The organism is Metabacillus sp. KUDC1714, assembly GCF_014217835.1.
GTDB classification, from domain to species: domain Bacteria; phylum Bacillota; class Bacilli; order Bacillales; family Bacillaceae; genus Metabacillus; species Metabacillus rhizosphaerae.
Map to the genome: position 1 here is coordinate 3070079 of NZ_CP055263.1, position 20481 is coordinate 3090559.

Consider the following 20481-nt stretch of genomic DNA (forward strand, 5'->3'; position numbering starts at 1 on the left):
GACTGAAAAAATCGATAGAAGGCAGGTATGTATCATGCAGGTAGTGCAGTATAAGCGCCATGAAGATCACTTGTTAATTGAATGTACAAATGGAATGATAAAAATCACTCCTTATACGAATTCAATTATTCGTATCCGTTATACAGTAGAGAAAGAGATTGGTATAAAAGAAAGCCTCATCGTTGAAACAAATGCACAAGAACCTGTTCTATTTTCAGTAAATGAGACAGACAATGGTATCAAGTTTTCAACGAGCGATGTACAAATTGAAATCAACAAACAAACATGTGCTTTAACTTATACGGATTCGTCAGGTAAGGTTTTAACAAAGGAACCAGATCGTGGTGGGAAAACCCTTGTCCCTGTTGAAGTGATAAAATCTGTTTTTGATGAAAATACGGAGATTCAGAATTCAAAAAATGTTGATGGCGCTCGAGCTAAAGCTATTCCAGAAAAACACATCGTTGATCGAACAGCTTATCATACCAAACTCGAATTTGAATGGTCAGATGATGAAGCGATCTATGGCCTAGGTTCACACGAGGAAGGTATTTTAAATTTAAGGGGCACTCATCAATATTTGTATCAGCAGAACATGAAAGCAGTGGTACCTGTTTTTGTCTCTACTAAAGGGTACGGAATTCTTGTAGACAGCTATTCATTGATGACATTCCATGATGATATTCACGGTTCATATATATGGACAGATATAGATAGTGAGATGGATTTTTATTTTATTCATGGGCCTAATTTTGATCAAATTGTAAAAGGTTATCGCCACCTCACAGGAAAAGCACCGCTTTTGCCTAAATGGGCTTTTGGTTATGTGCAGTCAAAAGAGAGGTACAAATCACAAGAGGAGTTAATTTCGACGATAAAAGAGTACAGAAAACGTCAAATCCCTCTTGATACAATTGTACTTGATTGGATGTCATGGACTGGGGAACTTTGGGGGCAAAAATCTTTTGATCCCGAACGTTTTCCCAATCCAACAAAAATGATGGATGATATTCATGAGCTGAATGCGAAACTTATGGTTTCTATTTGGCCAATTATGAATAACGATGGGCCTAATCATGTAGAAATGAAGCAAAAAGGGTATCTTCTTGGGAATCAAGCAACGTATGATGCATTTCGCGAAGAAGCGCGTGATCTGTATTGGAAACAGGCAAATGCTGGATTGTTTTCACATGGCATCGATGCATGGTGGTGCGATTGTACAGAACCCTTCGAGGCAGATTGGGGAGGGGAAGTAAAACCTGAACCAGAAGAAAGACTTCGGATCAATACGCAAGAATCAAAAAAATATTTGGACCCTGGTTTTATTAATGCATATTCACTTCTGCATTCCAAGGGTATCTATGAAGGACAGCGGAAGACAACTGAAACGAAGCGGGTTGTTAACTTAACAAGGTCCGCTTTTGCAGGCCAGCAAAAGTATGGGACGATTTCTTGGTCTGGAGATATAGCTGCCAATTGGGAAACAATGCGAAATCAGATCGCTGATGGATTAAATTTCTGCGTGACCGGGAATCCCTACTGGACTTTGGATATCGGAGCATTCTTTGTTTCTAAAAAGGCTCAGTGGTTTTGGAATGGAGATTATCAGGATGGCTGTGAAGACTTAGGATACCGCGAGCTATACGTTAGATGGTTGCAATATGGCACATTTTTACCTATGTTCCGAAGCCATGGCACAGATACACCTAGAGAAGTGTGGAGATTTGGTGAGCCAGGTACGGTGTTCTATGACACGATTGTAAAATTTATTAAGCTACGTTATCGCTTATTACCTTATATTTATTCGATCGCTGGTTGGGTAACTCATCAGGATTATACCATGATGCGTACCTTAGCATTTGACTTTATGCATGATCCGAAAACCTATAACATTAAAGACCAATATATGTTTGGACCAGCCTTCTTAGTAAATCCTGTGACGGACCCAATGTACTACAAAAATGGATCAATTAAGATTGAAGATGCTAGTAAAAAACGCCATATATATTTACCTTCTGGAACAGATTGGTATGATTTCTGGACAGACCAACGGATGTTTGGTGGCCAACACATTGAGGCACCTGCTGAGCTCGAAACTATGCCTTTGTATGTACGTGCCGGATCTATTGTACCTTTTGGTCCCAATATTCAATACAGCTCCGAAGAGTTAACAGAACCCGTAGAATTGAAAGTTTATAAAGGGCAAGATGGAAGTTTTATGCTGTACGAAGATGAAGGAGACAATTACAACTATGAGAAGGGGGAATTTTCCACCATACTCATTCGCTGGGAAGATGATAAAAATCGACTTGTAATAGAAAAACGTCGTGGTTCTTATCGAGGAATGAAGAGCTCTAGAGAATTGTTGATTACTCTTGTTAACGGTGGAGAAGTTAGATCCGTTCCTACATATTCTAAACAAAAGGTTGTTTACAATGGAGAGCCAATGAGCATTAATTTTAATTAATCAGTCATATTATCTTCCTCCGCAAAAAATATTTTGTATTATAGATTTCTAGCTTTTAATAAAATATGTGAACTTATACTATCTAATGCTATTGGAAGTTGTTGGATATAGAAGGTTAAAATAGAATTCTTCAGCTCAATAAATCGGTAAATCAAAGATTATGACGAATAGACTTTTGGAGTGATATATGATGACAGTAAAATTTAAAGAATTTCAACATGGTTCAATAAAGTTAATAGATAGCCCTTTTATGGACCGTTTTAATTTGAATGCTTCATATCTTAAAAGTTTATCAACGGAAAACTTATTACGGAATTTTTATCTTCAGGCAGGATTATGGAGTTTTAGTGGAAGCGCTAGTACTTCTTTCGATAGTGACGATGAAGAAAACGGACCAGAAACATGGCATTGGGGTTGGGAATCTCCGACTTGTGAGCTTCGCGGTCATTTTTTAGGGCATTGGCTCTCAGCTTCAGCTTGTGTTTTTGGGCAAACAGGTGATGAAGAGCTAAGAGCTAAAACTTTGTTTATCGTTCAGGAGCTTGCAAGATGTCAACAAGCAAACGGAGGAGAATGGGTGGCGGCAATTCCAGAGAGTTATATGGAGAGAATATTAGAAGGACGACAAGTATGGGCGCCACATTATACTGTCCATAAAATATTTATGGGATTACATGATGTGTATAACATGATGGGAATAGAAGAGGCCTTACATATATCAGACCGTTTTTCAAATTGGTTTTACAATTGGACTAAGTCTTTTACAAGAGAAAATTTGGATGTGATTTTAGATTATGAAACAGGAGGAATGCTTGAAGCATGGGTAGATTTATATGATCTTACTGGTAAGCCTGAACATCTAGAATTAATCAAACGTTATGATCGCCCAAGATTTTTTGATGCCCTTCTTGAAGATAAGGATGTTCTTACAAATAAACATGCGAATACGCAAGTAGCAGAAATATTAGGAGCTGCTCGTGCTTGGGAGGTAACTGGAGAAAAACGCTGGCGTAATATTGTTGAGGCTTTTTGGGAAGAAGCAGTGGTGAAGAGAGGAACATATTGTACTGGTGGAGTTTCTTGCGGTGAAGTATGGACACCCCCTCAAAACCTTGCTGCAAGATTGGGCTTAGCCCAGGAACATTGTGTTATTTACAATATGATGCGTCTCTCCCAATTTTTGTACCGCTGGACTGGAGATGTAAAGTATGCTGATTTTTGGGAAAAGAATTTATATAACGGAATCATGTCGCAACAGAACAAGAAGACGGGGATGATTTCATATTTTTTAGATATGGGACCTGGAAGCAAGAAGAAATGGGGAAGTCCAACGAAGCATTTTTGGTGTTGTCACGGAACACTTGTTCAAGCTCAAGCATCTTATGATCAATGTATCTTTCATAAGCAATTAAATGGAATAACGATTAGCCAATTTATTCCTTCACGAACTAGTTTTAGTTATGAGGGAACAAATGTGAAAATGGAGTTAAGAAGTAGTACGCAGAATGGATCAGGTCCTATTCAGACATTTCATAAAAGTGGATATGAGCAAATTCAATATGTACATGTACCACAAATTCCAAATGATCGTCCTGATTGCTATAGGCATATACTTCATATTGAGTGTGGTACACAGGCTGAATTTGAGGTGAAAACTCGTATTCCTTGGTGGGTGCAAGGGGAACCAACTGTGAAAATTAACGGGAAAGTTGGAGAGTATTCTATCCAATCTTCCTTTATCCATTTGAAAAAAATCTGGAAAAATGATCAAATAACACTCGAGTTTCCAAAACAACTTTATACCTCTTCACTGATAGGTTCACAAAATATGGTGGCATTAATGGATGGACCACTTGTTTTAGCAGGGCTAGTTGAAGAGGAGAGGGAAATTGTAGGAGATCCTAATAAACCAGATACTTTCTTAACTCCTCATAACGAAAGGCATCATAGTTTTTGGAATGATGGAACATATAAAACGAAAAATCAGCCCATAAACTTTAAATTTATTCCATTAGTAGATGTGACAGATGAGAGTTATACACTTTATTTTCCAATTCGAAAATCATAATCTTTATCATAAATTGAGTAATGGAAGAAAAATCAAACTAGTTATCAACTATTCTATCATTAAGCCATTTAAATAGTGCATTTTTTGATTGTAAATACATGTGATGATAAAAAACATTATCATTTTTTAATGATCTATGAAGCGCGGGAAATATTAATCTTGATCGTTAAGTCTAAAAATAAAAACTGTTAGATAAGGAGTATCTGTAAAAATGTTAAAAGGCATACCAAAAATAATTTCCCCTGAGTTATTAAAAGTATTAATGGAAATGGGACATGGCGATGAAATCGTACTAGCTGATGGAAATTTCCCTGCAGCAAGTCATGGTAGTAAAGTGATCCGCTGTGATGGGAATAGTGCAACAGAGATATTAGAGTCAATTTTAGAGTTATTCCCTATTGACACATATACGAAACACCCCATTGCACTTATGGAGGTTGTTAAGGGAGATCCTGTTGAAACACCAATTTGGGATGAGTACGAATCAATAATAGCGAAACAAACTTCAATAGAGAGTCCCTTTGAATACGTAGAGAGATTTGCATTTTACGATAGAGCAAAAAATGCCTATGCGATAATAGCGACTGGTGAAAAAGCTCTTTATGCAAACATAATTCTAAAAAAAGGTGTTATTTCAGAATAAGTTATGTGAATTGATTATACCTAAAATATCGATCACTAGTAGTAATTAGTAATTTCTAGTTTAAGATCTGCAAGTTTACATATAGGTAAGATCGTTGTATATGGATAAATCGGAAATTTTAAGTGTTAAAAAATATAAATCAATCATTTGAAAAGAATTGATCAAAGCATTACAAGTAGAGGAGTGATATTTCATCGCTCATAGTTTAGTCAATCTAATTTAAAGTTATTATTCATTTCATCTTTTAAACAAGTTCTTGTTTATACACATGAGGAGGAAAGATTATGATTGATAAAAAATATACAAATTATTTAAAAGAAATTGATCGAGTGATTAAAGAAGGAAAGTATGATGATAATTGGGATTCACTTTCGAAGTACGAGTTAGCAAAGTGGTACCGTGATGCAAAATTTGGAATTTTTATTCATTGGGGAGTATATTCAGTTCCTGCTTTTGGAAGTGAATGGTATTCAAGAAATATGTATATTCAGGGGTCAAAAGAATTTGAACATCACGTAAAAACTTATGGTAATCATAAGGAATTTGGGTACAAAGATTTTATCCCACTGTTTAAAGCAGAACGTTTTGATCCAGTGGAATGGGCTGACCTTTTTAAGGAGGCTGGAGCCCGATATGTAATGCCTGTTGCAGAACACCATGATGGATTTCAAATGTATAAGAGTGATTATTCTCATTTCAACGCCTATGAAATGGGACCACAACGCGATATCCTTGGTGAATTAGGCGATTCGTTAGAAGAAAGAGACATTTCATTATGCGCATCCTCTCATCGTATCGAACACTGGTTTTTTATGGGCCATGGTAAAGAATTTGATAGTGACATTAAAGAACCGCTTGAGAAAGGAGATTTTTATTGGGCGGCTATGCCGGAGCCAAATCATCAAGATCTATTTAGTCCATCACCGTCTGAGGAATTTCTTGAGGATTGGTTAATTCGCACCTGTGAAATAGTTGATCGTTATCGACCAAAAATTATGTATTTTGACTGGTGGATACAGCATCATGCAGTAAAACCATATCTAAAAAAGTTTGCTGCGTATTACTATAACCGTGCTGATGAATGGGGCATGGATGTTGCTATTAACTATAAACATGATGCCTTTATGTTTGGTAGTGCAGTAGTAGATATAGAAAGAGGACAATTTTCAGAACAGAAGCCGTATTTTTGGCAAACTGATACTTCTGTAGCCAAAAACTCATGGTGTTATACAGAAAATAATGATTATAAAACTGCTAATGAGATTATATGTGACCTTGTTGATATTGTGAGCAAAAATGGTAGTTTATTGTTGAATATAGGACCAAAAGCAGATGGGACAATACCTGATGAGGATAAAACTATATTGTTAGAAATTGGTAATTGGTTAAAAGTGAATGGTGAGGCTATTTATGATAGTAAAGTATGGAGGAAGTCTGGTGAGGGACCTACAGAAATCCAGGAGGGACAGTTTACAGATAGCAAATCAAAAGAGTTCACTTCAGAAGACATACGCTTTACTGTAAATGGCTCTTATCTTTATGCAACAGTATTAAATTATCCGGAAGATGGAAAAGTAAATATCCAGTCTCTTGCAGAAAAAGATGCTTCAAAACTACCTCATTTTCATGGCATAATTAAAAACATTTCCATTTTGGGGTTTGAGGAAAAACCGAGTTGGAATCGTACAGAAGATGGTTTGGAGATTACTACAGATCAAGTTAGTAGTGATAAGCCAGTGGTATTCAAACTATTGATTGATTAATTTTTACATTGAAAGAAGTATAGGAAGATATAGAGTATCTGAATAATTTACTAGGTTTGCTTATTTAAATCTAATCTGTCTGTTCTTTTCAATAGTAGGATTGGTTATATTATATGATTAAAATTAAGCGAGCCTTTCCTTGGTTTTTATTGGGGAAAGGCTTGCTGGTTTTGTTGAAGAATTAGTGTATTAATTTCAGGTGATGTCATGATGAATTGTTACAAATATAAAGGAGTTTTAAATATAAATACAGAATAAAAAGTTAACTAAGAAACTGAATATATACTAGAATCATAGAAAGTAAAGAAACTAGATAGAAATGAAAAAAGGAGAAATATGATGAGTCAAACTACTTTAACAAACCCAATTTTTTGGTCAGATGTTCCGGACGTAGACGTTATAAGAGTTGAAGAAATTTATTATATGGTTAGTACAAGTATGCATACCGTACCAGGCTGCCCAATTATGAAGTCAGTGAATTTAGTGGATTGGGAGATTGTCGGATATGTTTTTGACACATTAGAGGAAAATGATAGTCATAACCTGTTAGATGGAAAAGGAATTTATGGTCAGGGATCATGGGCTGCAAGTTTACGCTATCATAATGGTACATTTTATGTTTGTTTTTCTAGTAATGATATGAATCAGTTTTATATATACCAAACACAGAATATTGAAGGTGGAGGATGGAAGCGCTTTACTATTGAGGGAAGATATCATGATCCTGCTTTGTTTTTTGATGAAGATAGAGTGTTTGTAATTTATGGATGTGGGGATATTCGTATTACAGAATTAACAGAGGACGCGACAGCCGTAAAACCAGGGGGAGTTCATCAATTACTCTTGGAAACTGAAAAGGAAGGAATAGGTTTACGATGTGAGGGTTGTCATGCCTATAAGATGAACGGACACTATTATTTACTATTTATAGAATGGCCAAAGGTTGGAAATCAGCGGAGAAGACAAATATGTTACCGCTCAAGACAACTTTTAGGAGAATATGAGCGCAAAGTGATTTTTGATGACGATAAGGGTTACCATAATAAAGGGATTGCTCAAGGAGCCATTTTTGATACTCCTGATAATAAGTGGTATGCCATGTTGTTTCAAGATCATGATGCAGTTGGTAGAATTCCCTATGTATTACCGGTTAACTGGGTAGATGGTTGGCCAATTTTTGGGATTGATGGCAGGGCACCAAAAGATTTTGAACTGAACTTGCCAAATTCAACCCATCAACCTTTGGTAATTAGTGATGAGTTTGCTTATATAGAAAATAAATTAGAACTTAATTGGCAATGGAATCATAATCCTGACAATAATCTGTGGTCTTTCGTGAAAAGGCCAGGATATTTGCGTTTGGAAACTGGTTATTTAACAAACAGCGTATTATTTGCTCGTAATACATTAACCCAAAGAACAGAAGGACCAACCTGTGCTGGAATTACCTTAATGGATATAACGCAGATGAAACCTGGTGATCATGCAGGATTAATTGCTTTGCAAAATAGCTTTGGAACCATTGGCATTCAACTTACAGAGAATGGTGACCGCTATGTAACAATGACGAAAAATCGTGGAGATGGTAGTGAAGAAATAATAGAAAAAATACCATTTCAAGAGAATCTGATATATGTAAAGATAGAATTCAATTTTGAGGATAGCTGTGACGTAGCGAAGTTCTATTACTCGATCGATGGGAATGAATGGATTGAAGTGGGTGATGCATTGAACATGAAATACACTTTAGATCATTTCATGGGCTATCGCATCGGTTTATTTAATTATGCAACGACACAAATTGGTGGACATGTTGATTTTGCTTACTTTCATTATATGAAGGATAATAAGGTTATTAAAAAAATTAGTGATAATGTAGTAAAGAGTATTTAGTTTAATCGTCATGAAATATTCTTTTGTAAAGCAGTACAGTAACTATATACAGTCTATTTAAACTAATATTTTAGACGTTGAAGAAAACTAGCACATCCATAATTGGGCGTGCTTTTTACTATTTAATGAGCAAACATAGGTACTTAAGGGTTCACAAAACAGAAACTACCAATTGTTTAGTTACGATAAAATAGTATAGTAACTAAACAAGTTTTAACTATGGCAATAATTTTTCAGTAGTTGTTGTGAATGAAATGAAAACGTATACTTTTAGTGGGGATTCTTTTAGCTTTTATTGATTTATCGTATCTAGTTATTAAGGATTAAATCACAAAATCGATAGGATGTGTATAAAAGTATGGAGCTCATACAATTAGCACATTCGTAAAGGAGGATAATAAAATGGAACAGAAAAAAGTTGTTTTGATAACAGGTGCAACAAGAGGAATTGGTCGTAATACAGCTCTGTTTTTTGCAGAAAAAGGATATAAAGTAATTGGAACAGGAAGAGATTCTGAAAGGTTAAAAGAAGTAAAAGAGGAATTAGATACATATTCTTCTGAGCATGTAATGGTATCAATGGATGTAACACAACCTACTGAAATTCAAGATGTAGTGGATTCTGTAATGAAACAATTTGGACAAATTGACGTGTGGATTAATAATGCAGGTGCATTTAAAGCGATTGGACCTACTTGGGAGGTGCGAAAATCAGATTGGATAAATGATGTCACCACGAATTTATTTGGAACATTTCATTGTATTCAAGCCGTGGTTCCAATCATGATTAGCCAAGGCTTTGGAAGTATTATAAATGTTGTAGGCGGTGGGACGATAGGAGCATTTAAATATGGTAATGGATATGGTACATCCAAAACCGCTGTTGCTAGATTAACAGAGAATTTATCTGAAGAGCTAGATGAAACACCTATTAAAGTATTTGCTTTAGATCCAGGCTTAAATGATACAGATATGACCCGTTATCAAAGAGATACAAAAGATGGTCAACGTTATTTAAGTGATATCGAGGGTTTATTTGAACAGAAGATTGATGTCCCACCATTTCAAGCACCTCAATATGCATACTACATGGCAAATGGAGAACTTGATCATTATACAGGAAGAGTAGTTTCTGTTTATGATCGTTTAGAGACTTTAAAAGAGCATGCGAGTTCAAGTGAACAGGATAGTTATAAGCTTCGACTAAATAAATAAGACGATCTTTTGTAATACTTTAAGTGAATTTTTTCGGGTATAGTATGATCTCGAGAGATAAAGGATGTGGTCATTTGAACGAAAAGCTTGTAGTAAATCAAGAGAGTAAAAATGAGGAAATTGCTTATGTTATGGGATACTTTACTGAAACGCCTCTAAACGAAGGGAATGAGTTTTCACTGCATTTGGCATACAGCTATGATGGTCTTAACTGGATCCCTCTCAACAACAATAAACCAATACTTGATCCTCAAATAGGTGAAAGGGGACTTCGAGATCCATTTGTCTACAAAAAACAGGATGGTAGCTTTGTTATACTTGCAACGAATATGTGGAATAGTGAGTATATTATGTGCTATGATTCTCCAGATCTTATAACCTTTGAAAATGGTCGTCTTCTTCAATTGAATTCTGAAGGTATGCACTCCTGGGCACCCGAGGTCTTTTTTGATAAGAAAATAAATAAGTATGGAATTTTTTGGTCTGGTAATACAGATGATAGAAACCGAATTTATGTCAATTACACGGAAGATTTCGTAACTGTGAGTGACCCAATCATTTATTTTGATCCAGGATATAATGTCATTGATGCAGCGATTGTAGAACATGAAGGAAGCTTTTATATGTATTTTAAGGATGAACGTACACCTGATGAGGCTCCAACTGATGGCAAACGAATGAAAGGGACGTATTCAGCTTCATTGGAACCTAGGAGTTTTGATCATAATCAGTACACACGTCCAATAGGTGAACCAATGATCGAAGCATCTATAATCATTAAAAAATATGAAGAGAATAAATGGTATCTTTATGGCGACTGTTATTATCCTGTGAATGGTAGAATGTTTGTTTGGGAGACAGAAGATCTAGCAAGAGGAGAATGGACTCCATTAAATAGACGTGACTATAATCCACCGTTGAATGCTAAGCATGGATCTGTTACAAGAATTACTAAAAAAGAACTTGATCGTTTGCTTCATCATTGGGGAGATAAGCCACAATGGAATCGTCTAAAGTCCTACAACTCTCCGGACTGTTATGTGAGACATGAGAAGTCTTTTGCTCAAATCGCGCATTATCCCTTCGATTCATACAAATCTTCTCAGTGGATAATTGTTCCTGGTCTAGCTGATAAAGCAGGTATTTCCTTCGAATCATTGCAGAATCGAGGTCATTATTTGAGAAATGTAAATTATGCACTTCAACTTGCAAGAAATGATGAATCGGATGATTTCAAGGCTGAAGCGACATTTATTCCAACCCAAGGCTTAAGTGATTCCAGCTGGTCCTCATTCCGTTCATTTCGATATCCGGATAAATTTATAACATTAGATGGTATTTACTTAAGAGTAAGTGATGTTAACGATGATATTGACAAGCAACTTGCTACATTTCAGATTAGTTGGTAGAAAAGTGTAAGAATATTCTTTCTTATTTTTCTAGAAGTTTAGAAAGTGGTTCCTAAATCGAAAGTGCTACTTCGAATGTTTAAGATTATATCATTTTAGCCTTAATCCCATGTGGATAAGGCTTTTTTATTTATAAAGCTTAAAAAGTTGAAAGGAAGCTAAAAGTAGTAAGTATTATAGGGTGGGTATTCCGTACAAATTCTTAAGGGGAAAAATGGCTAAAGAAGGTAAGTGTTTTATGTGGAAATTATTTGAATATACGTACAATTTATATTAAGATTAATGAAAGAACACTTACGTACAAGAAAGATAATGTTATGTAAGCGATTTCTTTAAGTTGTCCAATTAAAAATAATTGTTTTCTGCCCTTATTAATATTTAATAGGTTAATGGATCAACTTATTTCACTCTTAAAAACAATCGCCTTTTTAGATGATTAAATGTAGAGTTAAAGAGAGATATCTTAGTTTATCCTTAATACTTTTATTTATAGGTCTATACAGAGAAGTTTTATTAATTTTACAAGATGAGGTGCTCCTATGCCAACGAAATACGACATTGTGAAACAAGAAATTAAATCAAGAATTTTAGATGGAACCTTTCAACCTCACCAAAAAATACCTTCTGAGAGTGAGTTAATGAAGCAATTTGAGGTAAGTCGTCATACTGTTCGAATTGCAATTGGGGAGTTAGTAAACAAGGGATGGCTTTATAGAGAACAAGGTGCTGGTACTTTTTGTGCAGACCGCACACATAATAAAAGGTTATCAAGTGTAGGAAGTCAAAAAAACATTGCCATTGTCACTACTTTTATTTCGGATTACATTTTTCCTTCAATTATTAGAGGAGCAGAATCCTTTTTAAGTAAACACGGCTACAATGTGAGTCTATTTAGTACAAATAATGATCATGATAATGAAAGAAGGGTTTTAGAAAAGATTTTAACAGAGCCTTTTGAAGGAGTCATTGTAGAACCTACAAAAAGTGCGACATCAAACCCCAATATCAATTACTACCTAAATATTGAACGTTTAAACATTCCATATATTATGGTTAACGCATTTTATGATGAATTGGAGCCATTAAGCATAACGATTAATGACCAAAAGGGTGGATATATTCAAGCCGAACATCTCATTCAATTAGGACATCGAAATATAGTGAGTTTCTTTAAAACAGATGATCTTCAAGGAGTAAAAAGAATGAAGGGCTTTATAAAAGCTCATCGTAATCATGGTGTCACGATTAATCCAAATGGGATCATAACTTATAATTCAAGTGAAAAGTTAACCAAGCCAAAAGAAGTACTTACGAAACTATTAGACTTAGATAGAGATTCTAGACCTACAGCTATTGTTTGTTATAATGACGAACTAGCCATTACTTTGCTTGATGTACTTCGAGAAAAAAACCTGCGTGTTCCTGACGATATATCTCTTGTTGGCTTTGACAATTCCTTTATGGGAAATCTAACGGAAGTGAAATTAACAACAATTACTCACCCTCAGAGTAAACTAGGTGAGACAGCAGCAAATATGATTGTAGATCTCGTGAAAGAAAAAAATGGTCAACAGAAAAAATCTGCAGAAAAAGTACAATCAGTTGTTTTTGAGCCAAGTTTAATTGTACGGAGTTCAACAGCAGAGTTAAACCTTCGTAAAAAGGTAACCAAATGAAAAGATTAGGTTACCTACTCCATAAATTGAAAGTGATTATTTAAACAATTTTCAAAAAGTTCTTGAAAAAATTTTACCAGTTTCATATAATCAGTTTATAGAAGCATATACGGACGAGTGAAAGTATTGATAAAGGTTTTAAAGAAACGTTCGTACAATCAAGTGATGAGATCTATATGAATTGTGGTAGGAACAGGTATATATTCTTTAGAGTTATATGTAAGCGTTAACAATGATGTTTCTTGGAATGCTTAGACTAGTTGAAGCTTCAATAACTAGAATTTATTTTGGAGGTGTTTTTGGAACAAGCAAACTAAAAAAACTTTTTACGAAATGAACATATACTCTTTCATCCTCGTTGTCATTTCGTTCCTAACGATCTTTGTCTAAACACCAATGTGATAACAAATAAAATGACTCAACTTTTTAAAAAGTATTAGTAGTTAAACTGTATTTTGAAGAATCTTTTAAGCTATTTAAGTTTTATTAGGGAGGGTTTTCTAATGTTACCTACGTCAAAGAGTACATCCCAAGAACTTGCTATACCGGTTAAAAGACAAAATAAATTGGTTAAATTTCTAAATTCGAAAAAGGTAGTGCCTTATATATTTGTTTCTCCTTTTATTCTTTCTTTTCTACTGTTTTCTTTATATCCATCTATTAAAGCAATTATTATGAGTTTTCAACAAGTACTCCCTGGACAAACGACATTTATAGGGGTATCCAACTACTCGAGGGTTTTTAATCCAACATTTTTAAAAGCGCTATCAAATACATCCATTTACGTTATACTAACCGTCATCATTTTAGTGATAACACCAATTGTTCTAGCTGTGTTGTTAGATTCTAAAATTGTAAAATTTAAGACGTTTTTCCGTGCATCGTTGTTTTTACCTGCATTAGCATCAACAATCGTATCTGGTATGGTCTTCAGACTAATGTTTGGCGAAACGGATACTGCAGCGGCCAATCAAATAATGAACTGGTTAGGATTGGGATCAGTTGATTGGAGATACAATGCATGGTCGGGAATGTTTTTAATGGTCCTACTTTGCTCTTGGAGATGGATGGGTGTTAACATTCTTTATTTCTTAGCTGCACTTCAGAATGTACCAAAGGAATTATATGAAGCAGCAGAAATAGATGGAGCATCAACAATTAAGAAATTCTACTATGTAACTTTACCATTCTTAAAGCCTGTTACGATCTTTGTTACGACAATTTCAGTTATCCATGGATTTAGAATGTTTGAAGAAAGCTTCGTGTTCTGGGAAGCTGGTTCACCAGGAAATATTGGGCTAACAGTCGTTGGATATTTATATCAACAAGGTATTCAACAAAATGATATGGGATTTGGTGCTGCAATCGGAGTTGTCTTGATGCTAATCATATTTGTTGTTAGCTTCATTCAGTTAATTTTAACTGGAGCATTTAAAAAGGAGGATGCATAAATGAAAAAGGAAAAAAATTCTCTTTTAGTTTGGGTTGCTAACATAAGTTTTATCATCATTTCATTTATTGCATTATTCCCAATATTAAATTTATTAATCTCGTCATTTAGGCCTTCCTCGGAATTAATGCGTAATGGAATTAGTTTAGTATTTGATCCTAGTACGTTAAGCCTTAATAACTATACGTACATCATTACTCAAGGCGGTAATTACTGGAGTTGGTTTATTAACAGCTTATCCATTTCAGCTATTACCATTATCTTATCGTTGTTCTTCTCTTCAATGGTAGGATATGCATTGGCATTATATGATTTTAAAGGAAGAAATCTTGTCTTTGGATTTGTTCTCTTTATCTTAATGGTTCCATTTGAAATACTCATGCTACCGTTATTTCAATTAATGATCAATATGAACTTAATTAACACCTACACAGCTGTTATTCTACCAGCAGTCGTTGCACCAGTTGCCGTTTTCTTTTTCCGACAATATGCAATTGGTCTTCCAAAAGAATTAATGGATGCAGCTAGAATTGATGGTGCATCTGAATACGGAATTTTCTTTAAAATTATGTTACCACTCATGGCACCATCAATGGCAGCTATGGCAATTCTTCAAGGGTTGGGGAGCTGGAATAACTTCTTGTGGCCATTAATTGTTTTAAGATCAAACGATATGTTTACATTACCTATTGGTTTAGCAACCTTATTAACACCGTATGGGAATAACTACGATATATTAATCGCTGGTTCAGTAATGACAATCGTACCAATTATCATCCTTTTTATCTTCTTCCAACGATATTTTGTAGCTGGACTTACTGTTGGTGGAGTGAAAGGTTAATAGAAGCGCCAGAGTAAAGAGGTGGATAGTAAAATGAATGGAAAACAGATTGTAACAAAACTAGATTATATCCTTCAGTGGATTTCACGCCTTGTCATCTTAAATGTATTATGGATTTTCTTTTCAATCCTTGGCTTATTTGTAGCTGGTATATTTCCAGCTACGGCTGCCCTATTAGGAGTAGCTCGGAAATGGATCATGGGAGAACATGAGATAAAAATTTGGAATACATTTAAGCAAATATATCGGCAGGAATTTGCCTCTGCCAATATTATAGGATGGATTTTATCTATCGCTGGTATCATCCTTTTTATCAATTATCAATTGATCAGCAATTCGACAAGTGACCTGTTTTTTGTTATCCCATTTGCGTTTTACTTCATTGTGTTTTTCTATACAATTCTCTTAATCTGGGCTTTTCCATTACTAGTCCATTACAAGGCTACATGGAGACAACATATTAAAAATGCGATCATTATCGGATTATCCAAAATTCATTATACGATTATGTGTGGGTTGGTGATTGTTTCTATCATCTATTTTTCCCTTAGTTATCCAGGTCTTATCCCATTTTTCACATTTAGTGCAATTGGATGTGGGTCTATGTTTTTTTCATTGCGAATATTCAATAAAATGGATCAAGGGTTAAATAGTCAACTAGTAGATAATCGGTAATAGTACCTATATGAATATGGGTTTTGAAGAACTTCCTAAAAGTCAATAGAATACTAGCCAAAGGTTTAGATTTAACCAGTTTTTGTAAGTGTTCACTAAGTTTTTTGGTTTTTCAAACTTAAGGGAGGTGAGTATTCCAACGTTAAACTTTTTGTTAGCACTCCAGTTTTTGATAATGACAATTAGGGGGATAAAAAATGAAAATGAAAAGTTTGTTATCTATACTTTTGGGTTTATCAATGTGTTTCTTGTTGGTAGCCTGTAAAGGTGGAAACTCAACTTCTGGTGAAGCAACTGAATCAGAAGTAATAGGTGGAGACGTTGAAGATGCTACTGAATTAAAGTATTGGACTTTTGTTGAATTACACATGGAATTCTTTAAAGACGCAGTACCTCGTTGGAATGAACTTCATCCAGATAAACCAATTAAACTTGTTGCTGAAACATTCCCTTACGATCAAATGCACAACAATTTATTATTAGCTTTACAATCTGGGAAGGGTGCACCTGACATTTCTGATATTGAAGTAGGTCGTTTTCCAAACTTTTTACAAGGTGAACCACAACTGTTACCTATGAATGAATATGTTGAACCTGAAATGGATAATTTTATTGAATCTCGTCTTGATATTTATTCGAAGGATGGAAAATACTACGGAATGCCTACTCACGTTGGGGCAACTGTTATGTATTACAACAAAGAAATTATGGATCAAGCAGGTGTTGATATCGAGTCAATTAAAACATGGGATGACTATGTTGAAGCAGGTAAAAAAGTCGTTGCAAACACAGATGCTGTTATGACAACAGTACATACTGGTGACGCAACAACTTTCCAACAAATGATTAGTCAGCAAGAGTCTGATTTATTTGATGCTGATGGTAACTTAACTGTAGATAGTGAAAAGAATGTAAATACCCTTTCTTTATTAAATGACATGCTTTATACACATAAAATTGCAGAGCTAACTCCAGGTGGGGAACCACATGCTGAAGAATTTTATGCTTTTATGAATGAAGGAAAAGCAGCTTCCATTTCTATGCCAATGTGGTATATGGGACGCTTCACAGACTACATGCCTGACTTAAAAGGTAAGATGGTTATTCGTCCAATGCCTGCATGGGAAGAAGGCGGAGATCGTTCCGTTGGTATTGGTGGAACAGGTACAGTTGTTACAAACCAAACAGAGCATGCAGAACTTGCAAAAGAGTTCTTAGCATTTGCAAAACTTTCTAAGGAAGCAAATATTAAGCTATGGACAGTTTTAGGTTTTGATCCTCCACGTTGGGATGTTTGGGAAGATCCTGCTGTTCGTGAAGATAACAAGTTCTATCAATACTTTGGTAACGACATCTTTGATACATTATTAGAAATTAAAGATGAAATTAATGGTATTAAAGTAACCGAACATTATCCAGATGTTTTAACGGAGTTAAATACCAACACATTAAATAATGTCCTAAGACAGAAATCACAATCACCTGAAGAAGCATTAAAACAAGCACAAGAAACTGTTGAGGCGAACATGCAATAATACGTAAATGAAAAAGTATTGAATAAGGGTCTGGATGCAAGTAATCTGACCCTTTTCTCTCAATAAAAATTGATTAAAAATTATTTTTTGTAATATGGAAGGAGAACATTATGAGTAAAAAAGCAAAGATGATCTTAGAAAAGGATTTTAAAATCTCGGAAATTGATAATCGGATCTACGGGTCTTTCGTTGAACATTTAGGTCGTGCTGTCTATGGGGGAATCTATGAGCCGGGCCATCCACAAGCGGACGAAAATGGCTTCCGTCAAGACGTCATTGAAATGGTGAAGGAGTTACAAGTACCGCTTGTTCGTTACCCAGGTGGAAACTTTGTATCAGGTTACAACTGGGAAGATGGAGTAGGTCCTGTTGCACAGCGTCCACGCCGATTAGAGTTAGCATGGCGTACGACTGAAACAAATGAAATTGGTACAAATGAATTCATGAAATGGGCAGAGCTTGTAAACGCAGAGGTTAATATGGCTGTAAATCTAGGAACACGTGGCATTGATGCTGCTAGAAATCTTGTTGAGTATTGCAACCATCCTGAAGGCTCTTACTATAGTGATCTACGGATCTCACATGGTGTGAAAAAACCATATAATATTAAGACATGGTGTCTAGGAAATGAAATGGATGGTCCGTGGCAGATTGGACATAAAACGGCAGCTGAATATGGACGTATAGCACAAGAAGCTGCAAAAGTGATGAAATGGGTTGACCCAACAATTGAGTTAGTTGCATGCGGTAGCTCAAACCGTAATATGCCGACATTTGCAGATTGGGAAGCCACTGTATTAGATCATACATATGACCATGTAGAGTTTATTTCATTACACCAGTATTACGGTAACCACGATAATGAAATTTCAAACTATTTAGCTCTATCATTAGAAATGGATGATTTTATTAAATCTGTCATAGCGATTGCAGATTATATTAAAGCCAAAAAACATGGTAAAAAGAATATTAATCTTTCATTCGATGAATGGAATGTTTGGTACCATAGTAGAGAGCAGGATAAGAAAATTGAACCTTGGAGTGTAGCACCACCACAGCTTGAAGATATTTACAATTTTGAAGATGCTTTATTAGTAGGTTGTATGCTTATCACATTATTAAAGCATGCTGACCGTGTGAAAATTGCTTGCCTAGCTCAACTAGTAAATGTCATTGCTCCAATTATGACTGAAGACAATGGAACAGCATGGAAGCAAACGATCTTCTATCCTTATATGCACACTTCTGTATTTGGAAGAGGGGTTGCATTAAATCCGATCATTTCTAGTCCGAAATATGATAGTAAAGACTTTACTGATGTTCCTTTACTTGAGTCTACTGCTGTTTATAATGAAGAAAATGAACAATTAACAATCTTTGCTGTAAACCGTGACCTACAAGAGGGACTACATTTAGATTGCGATATTCGTAACTTCGAAGGATATAAGGTGATAGAACATATCGTTCTTGAGAATGATGATATTAAGCAAACAAATTCTGCAAAAGGTACACCTGTTACTCCACATTCAAATGGAAATGCTAAACTTGAGAGTGGCATGCTAACAGCTGTATTACCAAAGCTTTCTTGGAATGTTATTCGCCTAGGGAAGCAATAATCATAAAGTTGAACCATATCTTTAAAAGCTCCTTTTAAAGATATGGTTCATTTTGTTTGCAAAATAAACATGAAATCTTGGTGTGTAAAAGAAATATTTCACCAGTATTAATTACCTTAACCTTCGGACATAAAGAAACTAAATGAACACTTGATATAAATTTGCAGGGGATCTTAAGTACTACGTTGTAATGATTACATTAATGGTGCTTTGTTGTTTTTGTATAAAATGCAGGCTATACATTAAAAGGATTAAACTACTCTTATCTCGCCTTTGAGGTAGGGAACAATGCGCTACAAAAAGCGGTAGAAGGGATGAGAGCTCTTAATGTGGCTGGCTTCAATGTATCAATGCCAAACAAAATAGAAGTTATTAAATATGTGGATGAACTAGATGATAGTGCTAAATATACAGGTGCAGTTAATACCGTTGTCATAAAGGTGGTAAATTAATTGGATATAACACAGATGGAAAAGGATATGTGAAAAACCTTAATGCTCATGGAGTAGATTTGAAAGGAAAAAAAGTCACATTAGTTGGTTCAGGTGGTGCTGCGACATCAATTACGATCGTTTGATTCAAGTAAAGTTGCTTGGGTTTTTGATCAGAATGCACCTAAATATCTTGGTGTGGATTGGTCATTGTTATGGGGAGTGTGAAAGGGTGAAGTTTCTTTAAAATTATTTATACTTCATTCTCATGAGAGTTAAACCCTATCAGAACTATTTAAGTCCACCAATGCTTTTACTTTAAAATAAAACAGAGGGGGAGGAAACTCACCATTAATTATCTAATCTCAACTTCTTGTAAAATATCTATTATCCAAACTAAGTCTTTATTAGTGAAAACGCCTAAACCTTTAGTATTAAAGGGTTTGAGGTGTTTTTTTGTTATCACTTAAATCACAATAAGGAAAATTATCCTAACTACCTCTTAACTGGACATAAAGATTGCCATTACAGTTTGGATCTAGTAAATGTCTTTATTCAGCAAAATGGCCAGATTGTAGAACAACATACATAGAAAATGATCAAACTTTTTTTCTCTTTTATCAAGGTTTATAGAGTTAATTTAATCAAACTTTATTAAAAGGCTACATCACAACCAAGGTATCAATCAAAAACCTATATTTACAATTCAATTGCGTAATCAAACATTATTACTTTATGTCCCCTTTTCTTTGATATTGACATAGGAATAACGATACTACCGTTAAGAATATTTGTAAAA

General features: G+C 35.0%; 13 protein-coding genes and 1 pseudogene. All 14 read left to right on the forward strand.

What is annotated here, in order from left to right:
- The first annotated feature begins 34 nt into the window (after positions 1-34).
- Positions 35-2467 (forward strand): glycoside hydrolase family 31 protein, encoded by a 2433-nt coding sequence (locus tag HUW50_RS14595; protein ID WP_066323864.1) that lies wholly within the window; start codon positions 35-37, stop codon positions 2465-2467.
- Between the two features lie 187 nt (positions 2468-2654).
- Positions 2655-4535, forward strand: coding sequence for a beta-L-arabinofuranosidase domain-containing protein (locus HUW50_RS14600; protein WP_260445500.1), 1881 nt, complete (start codon positions 2655-2657; stop codon positions 4533-4535).
- Between the two features lie 211 nt (positions 4536-4746).
- Complete coding sequence (gene fucU, locus HUW50_RS14605; protein ID WP_066323875.1) at positions 4747-5178, forward strand: L-fucose mutarotase; 432 nt, start codon at positions 4747-4749, stop codon at positions 5176-5178.
- 284 nt (positions 5179-5462) lie between these two features.
- The gene (locus HUW50_RS14610; protein WP_066323876.1) at positions 5463-6941 is read left to right on the forward strand and encodes an alpha-L-fucosidase; all 1479 of its coding nucleotides are present in this window, start codon (positions 5463-5465) and stop codon (positions 6939-6941) included.
- Positions 6942-7280: 339 nt separating this feature from the next.
- Positions 7281-8834, forward strand: a complete 1554-nt coding sequence (locus tag HUW50_RS14615; RefSeq protein WP_066323877.1) for a glycoside hydrolase family 43 protein — start codon at positions 7281-7283, stop codon at positions 8832-8834.
- A gap of 402 nt (positions 8835-9236) precedes the next feature.
- Positions 9237-10049 (forward strand): SDR family oxidoreductase, encoded by an 813-nt coding sequence (locus HUW50_RS14620; protein WP_066323886.1) that lies wholly within the window; start codon positions 9237-9239, stop codon positions 10047-10049.
- 74 nt (positions 10050-10123) lie between these two features.
- Complete coding sequence (locus HUW50_RS14625; RefSeq protein ID WP_185652982.1) at positions 10124-11458, forward strand: AbfB domain-containing protein; 1335 nt, start codon at positions 10124-10126, stop codon at positions 11456-11458.
- Between the two features lie 539 nt (positions 11459-11997).
- Positions 11998-13134: a GntR family transcriptional regulator gene (locus HUW50_RS14630; RefSeq protein WP_066323891.1), complete on the forward strand. Its 1137-nt coding sequence runs from the start codon at positions 11998-12000 to the stop codon at positions 13132-13134.
- A 503-nt stretch (positions 13135-13637) separates the two neighbouring features.
- Complete coding sequence (locus HUW50_RS14635) at positions 13638-14585, forward strand: carbohydrate ABC transporter permease (RefSeq protein WP_066323892.1); 948 nt, start codon at positions 13638-13640, stop codon at positions 14583-14585.
- Positions 14586-15425, forward strand: a complete 840-nt coding sequence (locus HUW50_RS14640; RefSeq protein WP_066323895.1) for a carbohydrate ABC transporter permease — start codon at positions 14586-14588, stop codon at positions 15423-15425.
- A 33-nt stretch (positions 15426-15458) separates the two neighbouring features.
- Positions 15459-16100: a YesL family protein gene (locus HUW50_RS14645; RefSeq protein ID WP_066323896.1), complete on the forward strand. Its 642-nt coding sequence runs from the start codon at positions 15459-15461 to the stop codon at positions 16098-16100.
- A 197-nt stretch (positions 16101-16297) separates the two neighbouring features.
- Positions 16298-17635 carry an ABC transporter substrate-binding protein gene (locus HUW50_RS14650; RefSeq protein WP_066323897.1) on the forward strand — a complete coding sequence of 446 codons (1338 nt, stop codon included), beginning with the start codon at positions 16298-16300 and terminating at the stop codon, positions 17633-17635.
- A 107-nt stretch (positions 17636-17742) separates the two neighbouring features.
- A complete protein-coding gene (gene arfA / locus HUW50_RS14655) occupies positions 17743-19251 on the forward strand; it encodes an arabinosylfuranosidase ArfA (protein ID WP_157094263.1) in 1509 nt (502 codons plus the stop codon).
- Positions 19252-19496: 245 nt separating this feature from the next.
- A pseudogene (locus HUW50_RS14660) lies at positions 19497-19822 on the forward strand (shikimate dehydrogenase family protein); the annotation flags it as partial.
- Positions 19823-20481 lie beyond the last annotated feature (659 nt).

Excerpts from the sequence above, each read along its gene's own strand:
- HUW50_RS14595 (WP_066323864.1), top strand. The coding sequence starts at position 35 with ATGCAGGTAGTGCAGTATAAGCGCCATGAAGATCACTTGTTAATTGAA.
- HUW50_RS14600 (WP_260445500.1), top strand. The coding sequence starts at position 2,655 with ATGATGACAGTAAAATTTAAAGAATTTCAACATGGTTCAATAAAGTTA.
- fucU (WP_066323875.1), top strand. The coding sequence starts at position 4,747 with ATGTTAAAAGGCATACCAAAAATAATTTCCCCTGAGTTATTAAAAGTA.
- HUW50_RS14610 (WP_066323876.1), top strand. The coding sequence starts at position 5,463 with ATGATTGATAAAAAATATACAAATTATTTAAAAGAAATTGATCGAGTG.
- HUW50_RS14615 (WP_066323877.1), top strand. The coding sequence starts at position 7,281 with ATGAGTCAAACTACTTTAACAAACCCAATTTTTTGGTCAGATGTTCCG.
- HUW50_RS14620 (WP_066323886.1), top strand. The coding sequence starts at position 9,237 with ATGGAACAGAAAAAAGTTGTTTTGATAACAGGTGCAACAAGAGGAATT.
- HUW50_RS14630 (WP_066323891.1), top strand. The coding sequence starts at position 11,998 with ATGCCAACGAAATACGACATTGTGAAACAAGAAATTAAATCAAGAATT.
- HUW50_RS14635 (WP_066323892.1), top strand. The coding sequence starts at position 13,638 with ATGTTACCTACGTCAAAGAGTACATCCCAAGAACTTGCTATACCGGTT.
- HUW50_RS14640 (WP_066323895.1), top strand. The coding sequence starts at position 14,586 with ATGAAAAAGGAAAAAAATTCTCTTTTAGTTTGGGTTGCTAACATAAGT.
- HUW50_RS14645 (WP_066323896.1), top strand. The coding sequence starts at position 15,459 with ATGAATGGAAAACAGATTGTAACAAAACTAGATTATATCCTTCAGTGG.
- HUW50_RS14650 (WP_066323897.1), top strand. The coding sequence starts at position 16,298 with ATGAAAATGAAAAGTTTGTTATCTATACTTTTGGGTTTATCAATGTGT.